9 protein-coding genes and 4 pseudogenes are annotated in these 12,207 nt (G+C 54.3%); 2 read left to right on the plus strand and 11 right to left on the minus strand.

All coding sequences use genetic code 11. The annotated features are described in order from the left end of the window. Nucleotides 1-50 precede the first annotated feature (50 nt). From QPJ95_RS10650 to QPJ95_RS10675, 7 genes and pseudogenes are all read right to left on the minus strand, one after another. Nucleotides 51-1,075, minus strand: a pseudogene (locus tag QPJ95_RS10650) (IS3 family transposase); the annotation flags it as partial. A gap of 41 nt (nucleotides 1,076-1,116) precedes the next feature. Next, nucleotides 1,117-2,204, minus strand: a protein-coding gene (locus QPJ95_RS10655; RefSeq protein ID WP_286018159.1) for an IS3 family transposase whose coding sequence is annotated in 2 segments (ribosomal slippage) — nucleotides 1,117-1,943 and nucleotides 1,943-2,204 — 1,089 coding nt in all. Because the reading frame shifts where the segments join, the coding sequence is not laid out codon by codon here. 49 nt (nucleotides 2,205-2,253) lie between these two features. Further along, on the minus strand, nucleotides 2,254-2,700 hold the full coding sequence (locus tag QPJ95_RS10660; RefSeq protein ID WP_286018259.1) for a hypothetical protein: 447 nt from the start codon (nucleotides 2,698-2,700) through the stop codon (nucleotides 2,254-2,256). Nucleotides 2,701-3,094: 394 nt separating this feature from the next. Further along, a complete protein-coding gene (locus QPJ95_RS10665; RefSeq protein ID WP_270921276.1) occupies nucleotides 3,095-3,232 on the minus strand; it encodes a hypothetical protein in 138 nt (45 codons plus the stop codon). A 91-nt stretch (nucleotides 3,233-3,323) separates the two neighbouring features. Then, a pseudogene (locus QPJ95_RS24180) lies at nucleotides 3,324-3,443 on the minus strand (hypothetical protein); the annotation flags it as partial. A 125-nt stretch (nucleotides 3,444-3,568) separates the two neighbouring features. Next, nucleotides 3,569-4,357, minus strand: a complete 789-nt coding sequence (locus QPJ95_RS10670) for a hypothetical protein (RefSeq protein ID WP_270921275.1) — start codon at nucleotides 4,355-4,357, stop codon at nucleotides 3,569-3,571. 83 nt (nucleotides 4,358-4,440) lie between these two features. Further along, nucleotides 4,441-5,638: pseudogene (locus QPJ95_RS10675) on the minus strand (IS30 family transposase). Nucleotides 5,639-6,266: 628 nt separating this feature from the next. Here QPJ95_RS10675 and QPJ95_RS10680 point away from each other — a divergent pair. After that, nucleotides 6,267-7,058: a thymidylate synthase gene (locus tag QPJ95_RS10680; protein ID WP_270921251.1), complete on the plus strand. Its 792-nt coding sequence runs from the start codon at nucleotides 6,267-6,269 to the stop codon at nucleotides 7,056-7,058. 3 nt (nucleotides 7,059-7,061) lie between these two features. Further along, the gene (locus QPJ95_RS10685) at nucleotides 7,062-8,483 is read left to right on the plus strand and encodes a tetratricopeptide repeat protein (RefSeq protein WP_270921250.1); all 1,422 of its coding nucleotides are present in this window, start codon (nucleotides 7,062-7,064) and stop codon (nucleotides 8,481-8,483) included. Between the two features lie 261 nt (nucleotides 8,484-8,744). Here the strand turns inward: QPJ95_RS10685 and QPJ95_RS10690 are convergent, their stop codons facing one another. The 4 genes and pseudogenes from QPJ95_RS10690 to QPJ95_RS10705 all read right to left on the minus strand — a co-directional run bounded on the left by QPJ95_RS10690 (nucleotide 8,745) and on the right by QPJ95_RS10705 (nucleotide 12,106). Continuing rightward, on the minus strand, nucleotides 8,745-8,993 hold the full coding sequence (locus tag QPJ95_RS10690) for a tyrosine-type recombinase/integrase (RefSeq protein WP_286018260.1): 249 nt from the start codon (nucleotides 8,991-8,993) through the stop codon (nucleotides 8,745-8,747). Between the two features lie 134 nt (nucleotides 8,994-9,127). Further along, nucleotides 9,128-10,557 (minus strand): annotated as a pseudogene (locus QPJ95_RS10695) (IS3 family transposase). A gap of 401 nt (nucleotides 10,558-10,958) precedes the next feature. Then, entirely contained in the window at nucleotides 10,959-11,954 is a 996-nt protein-coding gene (locus QPJ95_RS10700; protein WP_286018261.1) for a hypothetical protein, read from the minus strand. Beyond that, on the minus strand, nucleotides 11,951-12,106 hold the full coding sequence (locus QPJ95_RS10705) for a hypothetical protein (protein WP_286018262.1): 156 nt from the start codon (nucleotides 12,104-12,106) through the stop codon (nucleotides 11,951-11,953). The genes QPJ95_RS10700 and QPJ95_RS10705 overlap by 4 nt, the downstream gene beginning before the upstream one ends. Nucleotides 12,107-12,207 lie beyond the last annotated feature (101 nt).

A 12,207-nucleotide genomic window follows, 5' to 3' on the forward strand; every position in this document is an offset into this window, starting at 1 on the left:
GCAGCTCCCAGGGTAATCCCCCCATTTTTAACAGGGGGCGGTCGTAGAATTTACGCGGCCATTTTCAGTTTCATTGCGGGTGTGATGCCGCCGAGGCCCATATTCGGGCGGTCATTATTGTAAGTCCATAGCCATTGTGTGGCAAAGTCCTGTGCCTCCTCTATGTTTTCGATGATATGTTGGTCCAACCATTCATGCCTGACGGTGCGATTATAGCGCTCGATGTAAGCGTTCTGCTGCGGCTTTCCGGGTTGAATGTACTGGATGATAATACCTTGTTTCTCAGCCCATTCCAGCAGCTTACCACTGATGTACTCCGGCCCATTATCGACCCGAATGGTTCCTGGTTTCCCACGCCATTCAATGATCCGATTAAGGCTGCGAATAACCCGTTCGGCTGGCAAAGAAAAATCGACCTCGATGCCCAAACCCTCGCGGTTAAAATCATCCAGCACGTTCAAGAGCCGAAACGCCCGACCATCCCCGAGGCGATCCGCCATGAAGTCCATCGACCAGGTCATGTTCGGGGCGTCCGGCACTGCCAGCGCATCGGGTTTGTCCCGCTTTAACCGTTTCCGAGGTTTGATCCGCAAGTTCAGTTCCAGTTCGCAGTAAATCCGGTAAACCCTTTTGTGGTTCCACGAATGACCTTGCACGTTACGTAGATGCAGGAAACATAGCCCAAACCCCCAAGTCTTCCGTGCGGCCGTCAGCCCAACCAGCAGATCGGCAATCTCTTCGTTCTCATCGCTCAAGAGCGGGCTGTAACGATAGCACGTCTCACTGACATCAAACGTGCGGCAGGCCAGCGCAATGCTGATACCGTGGCGCGCCACCGCTTTCTCGGCCAGACCCCGTCGTAAGGCTGGCCGGATCACTTTTTTCCCAGGGCTTCCTTCAGTAATTCTGCTTGCATGCTCATCTCGGCATACATCTTTTTCAGCCGCCGGTTCTCGTCTTCAAGCGCCTTCATTTGGCTGATCATCGACGCGTCCATACCACCGTATTTTGATCGCCATTTGTAGAACGACGCGTTGCTCATCCCGTGCTCGCGGCACAGCTCCGTTACAGGCACACGGTAATCCCCCCATTTTTAACAGGGGGCGGTCGTAGAATTTACGCGGCCATTTTCAGTTTCATTGCGGGTGTGATGCCGCCGAGGCCCATATTCGGGCGGTCATTATTGTAAGTCCATAGCCATTGTGTGGCAAAGTCCTGTGCCTCCTCTATGTTTTCGATGATATGTTGGTCCAACCATTCATGCCTGACGGTGCGATTATAGCGCTCGATGTAAGCGTTCTGCTGCGGCTTTCCGGGTTGAATGTACTGGATGATAATACCTTGTTTCTCAGCCCATTCCAGCAGCTTACCACTGATGTACTCCGGCCCATTATCGACCCGAATGGTTCCTGGTTTCCCACGCCATTCAATGATCCGATTAAGGCTGCGAATAACCCGTTCGGCTGGCAAAGAAAAATCGACCTCGATGCCCAAACCCTCGCGGTTAAAATCATCCAGCACGTTCAAGAGCCGAAACGCCCGACCATCCCCGAGGCGATCCGCCATGAAGTCCATCGACCAGGTCATGTTCGGGGCGTCCGGCACTGCCAGCGCATCGGGTTTGTCCCGCTTTAACCGTTTCCGAGGTTTGATCCGCAAGTTCAGTTCCAGTTCGCAGTAAATCCGGTAAACCCTTTTGTGGTTCCACGAATGACCTTGCACGTTACGTAGATGCAGGAAACATAGCCCAAACCCCCAAGTCTTCCGTGCGGCCGTCAGCCCAACCAGCAGATCGGCAATCTCTTCGTTCTCATCGCTCAAGAGCGGGCTGTAACGATAGCACGTCTCACTGACATCAAACGTGCGGCAGGCCAGCGCAATGCTGATACCGTGGCGCGCCACCGCTTTCTCGGCCAGACCCCGTCGTAAGGCTGGCCGGATCACTTTTTTCCCAGGGCTTCCTTCAGTAATTCTGCTTGCATGCTCATCTCGGCATACATCTTTTTCAGCCGCCGGTTCTCGTCTTCAAGCGCCTTCATTTGGCTGATCATCGACGCGTCCATACCACCGTATTTTGATCGCCATTTGTAGAACGACGCGTTGCTCATCCCGTGCTCGCGGCACAGCTCCGTTACAGGCACACCGCCTTCGGCTTGGCGTAGGATCGCAAGAATTTGGGGTTCGCTATATCTCGTCATCTTCATCAAAATCTCCTCATGCATTCTGCCGAGAAAATTCTACTTCCACATCCCCTTAGTTTCGGGGGGGATTACCCTCCCCTTCAAACTTGGCGACGCCTTCGAACATCCGCCGCTTGTCATCCAGGGCAGAATTTGAGGGCGCTTTACCTTCGCTTACGTAGTGTTGATAGGCCAGATAATCGCGGAAGGTTTTGGCCCCGGTTGCCCAGTGCTCAAAATGCCCTTTCCTACGTAGTGTAATATAGGGCTCGCCCTGTGGTGTTTTCCAAGCCTCAAATCCGTCGACAATTCCGGCGCTGACGGCTGCATCTTCACGTATAGGTAGGGACGCGCCCTCGGTGGGGGTAATTCTACTAGCCGGGGCCTGTGTGTCATTCGCGGCGGGTCCCGCCTTACTAACTAAGTAAGCGGCGGTGGCATCCGGCAAGTTGTAAGCCATCCTATTAACCAAGGCGTCGATCTCACAGCACCTCCAGCCAGCGGCAATGGCATCCGCCACGTCCCAGCCTTTAGGTAAATAGTTAGGAAGCGCGCCCTGGTGATTATGCGCCTTAACTAAGGCATCTGTGATCGGAAGGATAAGTGGTGTTGCGCTATGTAAGGTAACGAGCTGTTCGGCCAGCTTGGCGGCATAGCCTTGCCCTAGTTCATCGTGATCCGGCCAGATGATGGCATAGCGTCCTGCCAGCGGGGAAAGGTCCGTCTTTGCCAGGGCATTGCTGCCGCCAAAGCTGGTGGATGCCAGATACCCCAGAGCGGTGAGCGCATCTGCACACTTCTCACCCTCAACCCAAATGATGGGTCGATCAGTGGGGGCGCACCCGTTTTGTTGCGGTAGATATGCTGGATATCAGCCGCGCCCGCTGTTGGGGGCCGCAAGTCTCGCAGGGCGTTCATGCTGCCACCCCAAACCGCTGTGCCAGAATGCGTGCGGCCTGACCTTGGCCCAACCCGTTCAGGTAGGCAAACAGGCTGACTCGGCTGGCTTCCGCAATTGCGGCAAACGCGATGGGTTTCCAGTTCCCAGTCATTTGCAACCACCCCCTGAAGGCGCGAAATCTCAAATGCTTCAACGTCGCCCATACGGTAGCGGACCAACCGGCCAACTTTGACGTAGGCCAGCGGATAGCGCTTGGTGCAGCGCCAGGTGGCAAGCGTGGTGACTGATACGCCAAGACGTTCGGCCATGTCCTGTGGGGTGAGTAGGCTATGTGCCTGTTTTGCGATCATGGTTTCCTCCATCAAGTTAGATCGATGAAGGGAAAGCTAGGACAAGAAACCGCAAGAAGTTGCAGAAAAGGCAAAGACCGAAAACCATTTCCTACGTAGGGAATGAGTGTCGATTTCTGCGGCCAATTAAGGCAAAACTATGGCGGAACTTTACCCAAGACGGTGACAATATTTGCGCGTGTAGTGCTTTGATCTCGTTTTTGAGCGATCAGGAGAATTGCCTCAACGGCATAGGATTCGTTTTGCTTGGTCTTTTTGCTGTACTTGCCCGCCGTAAAAGGGTGTCGTGAATTGCGTAGCCAGTAGGGGTGAAACGCCCTAGAGAGCGCCATCAGTGGGGAACTTTCCCGTTTCTTTGGTTGCTTAGCCCATTGCTGCAACTCGTGCTCGCGTGTTGCGTCTGCCATGTCGGCAACCTGCCAATTCCCGAGGTGATCTGTTTCTTGGGGCGCGGCTGCAATTGCCGCTTGGTGCAAAGTGTCGATGAAGCTGGCAATATGCGCCACTGGGTTGCCGCCACCAAAACGCGTATCAAGTACGCTTGATAGGCTAGGGGGATTGCCCGAGTTTGCCGTCCGTTGTTGGTCGATGGCATCGGCGAATTTGCCGCGACAAATGGGGGAGGCATGAATGCGCTCTAGCTCTCTAGAGAGTTTGCCCAATTTCTTCTTCAGGCTTTGCATTCGGGCAAACTCGCGCTGTCCGGGTTTGCGCCCTTCCATGTGCTGCCTTTCCAACAAATATGCGCGAGTTGCGGCGATTGTCCCTTTGCGTAAATCGTTGCGGTTGGCATGCGGACCCGCAATCAGTTCCAGATCATTCAAAAACGCCTCGTCAAACAGGCGGCTCAGATTTTCTAGGAAGTGCGGGCTGTCGCGTAAAACCTGCCAGGAAGCGGTAGCGGATGGCAAATCTTGTAATGTCATCCGCTCTTTGTTCTGGATTTAACGCTCAAATACTAGAGGCTGACAGTGCTGTCAGTGATACTTGGTGGCTTTCGGCGGCGGTTTCAACGGGTCGACGCAACACATGCATTGAAACGCTCGGCTGGTGTCTCATATCCTAGCGTTTTTCGAGGTCGTTCAGTGAGCTGTCTTGCGACGGCACTCAGCTTTGCTTGACTATGTATCGACAAATCTGTGCCCCTTGGGAAGTACTGTCGCTGCAAACGGTTGGTATTTTCGTTCGTGCCGCGTTGCCACGGTGATCGTGGATCACAGAAATAGACGTCGATATCAGTCGCCAAGGTAAAATTTTTGTGCCCCGCCATCTCGCTTCCACGATCCCATGTCAGTGAACGGTAGAGTTCTTTTGGTAACTTGTGAGCTTGCTTGATCAGCGCCTGAACAACGCTGTGACTGTCTTTGCTGCCAACCTTGGCCAGCATCACATAACGCGTATGTCGCTCGACCAACGTGGCAATGAAGCTGTTGCCAGAACCGGCGATCAAATCGCCTTCCCAGTGTCCTGGAACGGCACGGTCTTCCACATCCGCCGGCCTTTGTCGGATCGATATAGTGTCCTTGATTTGGCAAAGGCCGCTGCGCTTCATGGTGGCGTGGCGAGAGCGACGAATGGATCGCGTCGCCCGCAAGTGCGACAGTAACTCTTTCTTAAGTACATTGCGTGCCTGGATAAATAGGCTTCGGTAGATCGTCTCGTGAGAGACCCGTTTGTCTTCCTCATCGGGATGTGCGCGCATCAGCCAACCTGCGATTTGTTGCGGGGACCATTTGCGGGCCAGCTTGGCCGATATCGCCCCCTCTCATCGATACTTCGTATCGACTGCCGGGCAGTGGACATAGATAGATATTGCCTGCCAGTTTGCAGGGCTTTGGGCGATGGGCGCGAGCCCATGCCGCTGCATCTGATTGAGCCGCACGGTAAAGTTTGGCGCCACCGTTGCGCCGGATCTCGCGGCAGATGGTCGACGCAGACCGTTTCAAGGATCTCGCAATTGATCGCACAGATAGTTGCGCAGTCAGGCCTCGTGATATCTCCTCGCGTTCAGCCAGACTCAGAGCCAAACGGGACCTCATGCGATCTGGCGGACGGATACCAGCGGTGCGCGCCAGCAGCGGATAAATCGACGATGATGCGCGATCAAAACCACGTCCAATCGAACTCATCGACTCTCCGCGTTGCCAACGATCCCAGATCTCTGACTTCTGTTTATCTGTAAAAAAATGTCTGCGGCGATAGGCCATGATTTACACTCCGTCTTTCCATAAAGACTAAAGTGTTGCGCCGACCCGTTGAAACCGCCGCCCATACAGGACCTTCGAACGGTTCGCAGCGAACGGACGGAAAGAGACAAATCTTCGATTTTCTGAATTGCAATGAATGTCTTCTAACAGTGAAGCAGAAGACCTTGACGAGATTAGAAATGGCAACCGGCAAGAGTTTGTGGCTTTGATCAAAATCAGATCATCAGCGATGCCCTACCGCCTCAGCATCTCACTATACCACGGTCAGTTCCTTGTCTTGCAATTATTGTGAATCGGTCTGCTCGCGCGTCTCGGCCAACACACCGGATACAGGACATAGACCCAACAGGCAGACATGCCAACAAAGCTCAGGCAATGGCCTCGGCTACGGTGTCTATCGGTCAATTTAATTGACTTTATTACAAGCTCCTGAGTAAGGTTAAAATAACATTAATCAACAACAAATTGGCAGTGGGATAATTCACAATAAATAGCGAGGTTAGGGTGTATGAGGCGATTTTGGCTTGGACTCGCGGCGTTAGCCGCTCTTGCGGGCTGCGGCGGAGGCCACACTCCCCCCAGCACAGGCTCTGGCCCTAGCACAGGTTCTGGCACACCTAGCAATGTTGTGCCGACTGCATTGGCCAGTGACGTGGATAGTGTCAGCTACGATAGTGCCAGCCAGACTCTGACCATCTCCGGTGTCGGGTTGGATGAAACCCCCTACGAGGCTTCATACATCCGCAATGCGGCGCTGGATCGAGCTGGATACGAGGCCTACACTGTTCAAGATAGCTCGCTGGATCGTCACACAACAGCCTATGTGCGCCAGATTGAAGGGGCCTTTGCTGTGGCCGTCGCCACCGGTGGCCAGTTCAGCTATTACATGGCGGGGACCAATTTCGGCCGCACCGATGCCTATACAGCGCCGACCACAGATCAACTCTCGGGCGGTATCGTCAGTTATGCCGGCACTTATGTCGGCCTACTCAACATAGCGGGCGACGGCGGTGACTTGCTGCCCGTCACCCCGGGCACCCCCGGCGATGTTCTGCCGGTTCAAGCCGCCGAAATCACCGGTCAAGTTCTGATCAACGCCGATTTTGCCGATAATCGGATCAACGGTACAATCTACGATCGCGAGATAACGGATTATCCGACGACCATTGTGGAAACGCTGCGCCTGAAGCCCACTGACATTGCCGAGGCAGGCACCTTTGAAGGCGTCACCTCCGTCGGCCTCGTCCCTGTGGGTGAATACGGAGGTATATTTTCAGGCACCGACGCTGTGGCTGTGGCCGGCTCCATTCATGTCAAAGATCACATCGCTATCCCGGACATCGAGGAATACGGCATCTTTGTCCTTGGCCAATGCGGCGGCGCCAATAGCGACCCGCTCTGCAATCAACCGGTGCCCTAAACCATGCGGGCGGCCTTTGCCGTCTTCGCTCTGGTGCTCAACATATTTGCCTCGGCGCCAGCCGCCGACGAGGCCGAGCAGCATCTGACATTGGACCAGGGCCGGACACTGGCACTGCATGCGCTGAAAACCGGTAAGCCGCAGTTGACGCTGCAGCTATCCAAGGCGTTGTTGCAGGCTGATCCCAAAGATCCCCTTGCCTATCTGTTGCAGGCCGCCGCCCATGCCAAACTGAATGATGCCAGAGAGGCCCGCAAATCCGCCGTTCTGGCCTATCGTTTTTCCACCTCCGGCAGTGACAAATTCCAGGCCGCGCAGATGGTCTCGCGCCTGGCGCTGGCCAGTGGCAGCCCTACCTTGTCGCAGGTCTGGCTGCGTCGCACTGCCATCCACGCGCCAGACGAGAACTCAAAAGAGCTGATCGCCAAGGATTATCAGACGCTGCGCCTGATTAACCACTGGGCTTTCCGCATCCGCACCGAGCTGAAGCCCTCGAGCAATGTCAACAACGGTTCGGACACGACGCTGGAAATCATCGATGGCACCCCCAGCCTGGGCAGCCGGTTCGGGCCGCGTTCGGTAGCGCTTTCTGGTGTGATAGGCACAGTCGATCTGACTGCCAGTCGACGCCTACGCCAGAGCCAGCGCAGCCTGACCAGTATGAGCGGACGTATCTATATCCAACGGGTAGCGCTCTCCTCCAGTGCCAAGGATCTGGCCGCAGCTCTGGCTGCTGCTTCTGGCACTACGGTGCCCGAAAACTCGGAATTCGGCTCCACCTATGCCGAACTCTCTGTGAGACATGCCTTTGCAGTTGGGCCAGCGCAAAAGAGGGGGGCTGCCTCGGTCGCTTTGACCACCGGAACCTCGTGGTACGGTGAGCAAGAGAACTATAATTTAGCCAAGTTCACTGGCAGCCGCAGCTGGCAATTGTCTCCTGACACTGGCCTAGTGATAGACGGTATGGTCGAAGAGCGTTTTGATGCTCGCAGCCTTTCCTACAAAGCCACTATTCTAGGTTTCGGTACCAGCCTAAGCCACAGGCTGGAGAATGGCGACAAGCTAAAGCTGACATTGGGCCTTCGGGACGCAGACTCTGGCCATGTAAACTCAAGCCACAGTGCTGCTTCGGTGCGGCTGGGCTATGATTTTGGCAAGAGTTTGGGCTCCGTCCGATTTAGCACTGGATTGATCTTGGGATATTCCGACTATCCAGTATATTTGGCGGGCTTCCCCGTCACACCTCTGACTAACGGGCGCCAAGACAAGTCAATCTATGCTGATGTGAATATGCTTTTCGAACGATATGATTATGCGGGTTTCGCACCTGTACTGCGACTCAGAGCAGGCCGAAAATTCTCCAACCACAGTCGCTTTGAGACCAAGGAGTTCTCACTCTCTCTTGGGATTGAGTCAAAATTTTGAAACTATTTCCCCTAGCCTCCGCCTTTGCAAAATCAGGTTTCCGTGAATAGCTGCCATAGCATCTGTCTGCAGCGAATGGCCGCAATCCGCCTATTCTGTTGAAAAACTCCCCTGCCGGAAAAACGCTGCCACTAATTAGAACAAGTGTTTTGTGAGCGCGCCTCTGGCAAACAATATTCTCAGAATGGTGCGCCAGCGGGGCAGTGTTCCGATGGAATGCACTCAATTGGCCAAACACCGAGTTTTTCAACAGAATACGCCCTATGTTGCCTTCGAAAACATCAACTCCGTTGCCTTGTTCACACTCTCTCTGACGGGATCAAGATTTAGCCGTGCATAGATCGCTGTGGACTGCTGCGAGCGGTGCCCCAGAGATTTTCCGATAATGTATCCATTGGCTCCAGTCGCCGCCTGATAGCTGCCCAAGGTGCGACGCAGGTCGTGGATGCGTAGGTTCTCAATTTCAGCTTCCTGCAAAATGCGAGTCCAAGCCTTCTTGGGGTCCGCCAAATGACCGCTCTTTCCCGTACCTTCAAACACATAGGGGCTGTCTGAATTCAGTTTTCGCTCTGTCCGTCGTCAGGGTTTTTGGAACCAATGGCAGGTTAAACTACTAGAGAGTTCGGCTCATCTGGTTGGCTTCATTATGCGGCGCGTTGTCTGTGATGCAAGCGCCGCGTTTCGAGCGTCTTACGTTTGATCCTTTCCCTTTGTTGTAGAATGGCTTTGTCGCGTCCGAAGTAGACGTCGGCGGGTGTGACGTTGTTCAGGCTCTCGTGGTAGCGGTGATGATTGTAGTGATCGACGAAGGCTTCGATCTGGGCTTCGAGATCACCGGGCAGGAAGTAGTGCTCTAACAAGATGCGGTTCTTCAAGGTTTGATGCCACCGCTCGATCTTACCTTGGGTTTGCGGGTGATACGGCGCGCCACGGCTGTGCTTCATGCCCTTGTCTTGCAGCCATTCCGCCAGTTCCCCTGAGACGTAGCTGGAACCGTTATCACTCAGCAGGCGTGGCTTGTGGACGACATGAACTTGGTCACATCCCGATGCTTCCAAAGCCAAGTCCAACGTATCAGTGACGTCTTGTGTTCTCATGTTCGTGCAAAGCTTCCATGAGATGATGTACCGGCTGTAATCGTCCAAGATCGTGCTGAGATAAAACCAACCCCAGCCGATGATCTTCAGATATGTGAAGTCCGTCTGCCACAACTGGTTGATGGCTGTGGTTTTGTCTTTGAACTCGCTCGCCGCCTTTATAACGATGAAGGCGGGGCTGGTGATCAGATCGTGCGCCTTCAAGATCCGATACGTCGAAGCCTCTGATACGAAATAGCTTTCTCGATCCGTGAACGTCACTGCCAGTTCACGTGGCGACAACTCGGTCTCGTTCAGCGCCAACTTCACGACCTTGCGCCGTATCGCGTCCGGAATACGGTTCCAGACGAGTTTGGGCTTCGGCGATTGATCCTGCAGTCCAGCTTCGCCGCGCTGCAAATACCTATCATACCAACGATAGAAAGTGGTGCGTGGGATGCCCAACTTGGCCAATGTCAGGCGGGCCGACAGATGCGATCCCTCAACCAGCCTGATGATCTCTAACTTCTCAGATGCCCCCTTTCGGCAGATTGCTACGCAATCGCCTGCCGGGTGACAGGTATCTCATTCGCGGCCGTCCCCACCGTCGAACATGCTTTTTTTAAGCAAACGGAGTTCGAGCGTTTGTTCCGCCACAACTTCCTTCAGATCACGCGCTTCACGGCGCAGATCCTTCACTTCGTCGGTGTTTGCAGCGCGTGCAGTATCGCCAGCCAGCCGCTTCTTGCCAGCTTCCATGAAGTCTTTCGACCATTTGTAGTAGATGCCTTGGGAAATGCCCTCACGACGGCACAGCTCAGCAATGCTGTCTTCGCCACGAAGGCCATCCAGGACGATCCTGATCTTCTCTTCGGATGAGTAATGCTTGCGCCCCTCTCACACATGCTGCGCATGTGCTGCCGGGCAGGGGTGGCCCGCTTGATATCTTTGACGATCTTCTCGCCAGGGCTTTTGCCTGTTCCAGTTGTATGTCTCATGTTCCACTCCTCAGTGGTTGCGATGAGCCAGAAACACTCTCTTATCAAATAACGCTATTTGGACCCATAGGCGCTGACGTCAGACACCTTTTTATATTTTGCTACAGGCTGGTAGCGGCGCAAAACGGTGCGGTCCGTTCGTATTTGTGAGAGCGTCCATCACCTGCGTTTCTGACTAATAATTCCAAGGCATCAACTCGTCTAGCCGGGACGCGCGTCCAAAATATTGTGGGTGATTGTGCGGTCCATATGAAACTCTGCCGCTACTGTGGGAAGCGTTGCCAACCGATCAGCCTTAGTTTTCTAAAAAGGTGGGTAATCCCCCCGAAAAAAGGTTGTGTTGAAAACTAGAATTTTCTCGGCAGTATAAGCTAAGGATTTTTCCGCCTCTCATGACTATCTCAAGTCAACCTGTATTTCCCCCGTGCTTTACCAATCCGATCCTCGACCGGAACTGGATGCTCTTTCGCCTGCCGCATTAGCGCTTCCACATGGTTGTCCATGAAGTCGTCGAAGTCGTCGCCTGATACGTCAGATATTGCCGCGCGGGTGATGAATATCCCGACAAGCAGTGCGTCCAAATCCCGCATTTTGGCGGCCCGGTTCGCCTCAATCACGTCGCTGGGTAGAACCCCGGCGCAGTTTTGCAGGAGATCATTGCTGATCACGGCTTCAAATTGCTGCCAGAGTCCATGGGCGGGCCAACGGGCGCGATTGCGGTCTGTTGTGGGGACCGTGTAGTGGATACGGCCTAGCGCGTCTGTGAAGGCGTCTCCGATGATGTCATGTACATCCTGCCAGTTACGCATCTCAAACCGATTGCGAAGCTGTTTTGAGCCTAGACGCATTTCAAAGCGCCAGACTTGGCTTTGGTCGCGGTCGCTTAGATCAAGCTGTGGTTTTCCTTTTTCGACGAGGGCGGCATTCCAGATTGTCAGCCACCCCATTTTGTTTGTTTGGATCACTTCGGCCCGCTTGTCATAAATCCCCAACTGCCGGTTGCCGAGCGCCCCTGCGCGTAGACCATTCACGCGCGCGCCGATGGCATTGGTCGTGGTTTCATCAACGCCAGCATATTCGGTGACATTGGTGCCTGGTGGCACCACCAATGCGTCGCGATCAGGCTCAAACCAAGGGGCTAGAAAATCTACCGCGAAATCTGCCCGCGCGATCCGTAGTTGGGTTTCAGCGTAGTTTATCCCGAAGGCGTCCATGCAGTCTCTGAAATGCCGCTCAGCACCTTCAAGGCCACCGGTCGCAAGTCCGAAAGCCCGGAAATCAACAGTGATGCCGGGGTTGTTGGCAATGCGGTCTTCTGGGTCCTGAAACAGCCAATATGCGCCATGATCACCGGTATGGGCAGTAAAACCCCGCGCGCCTTTGTTGGTGACGCTCAAAGTGACAGATCCAAAATCAACCAGGCAATCGCTGTAGGTTTTTTTGAGTGGGCCTTGGCCGATGCCAGTTCCGCGCGCAGCTTTGGTGGGATGTCGGTTTGCAGGGTGAATTTCAGCCCGTCAAAGCCTGAATGCAGAATCTCCGCGTTCATTTGCGCTGTCCTTCGCTTTGGTATTCGTGGAGGGGGGTGTTACAAGACCCCCCTTAATTGCGCCGTTGTGGCGATGCGGTTTTTGGAGTGTTTGATTGGGT

The sequence above is a fragment of the Parasedimentitalea psychrophila genome, from assembly GCF_030285785.1.
In the GTDB taxonomy this organism is placed as follows: Bacteria; Pseudomonadota; Alphaproteobacteria; order Rhodobacterales; family Rhodobacteraceae; genus Parasedimentitalea; species Parasedimentitalea psychrophila.

Bases quoted from the DNA above. Each gene is read 5' to 3' on its own strand.
- QPJ95_RS10665 (WP_270921276.1), bottom strand. From the start codon at position 3,232: ATGACTGGGAACTGGAAACCCATCGCGTTTGCCGCAATTGCGGAAGCC.
- QPJ95_RS10670 (WP_270921275.1), bottom strand. From the start codon at position 4,357: ATGACATTACAAGATTTGCCATCCGCTACCGCTTCCTGGCAGGTTTTA.
- QPJ95_RS10685 (WP_270921250.1), top strand. From the start codon at position 7,062: ATGCGGGCGGCCTTTGCCGTCTTCGCTCTGGTGCTCAACATATTTGCC.
- QPJ95_RS10705 (WP_286018262.1), bottom strand. From the start codon at position 12,106: ATGAACGCGGAGATTCTGCATTCAGGCTTTGACGGGCTGAAATTCACC.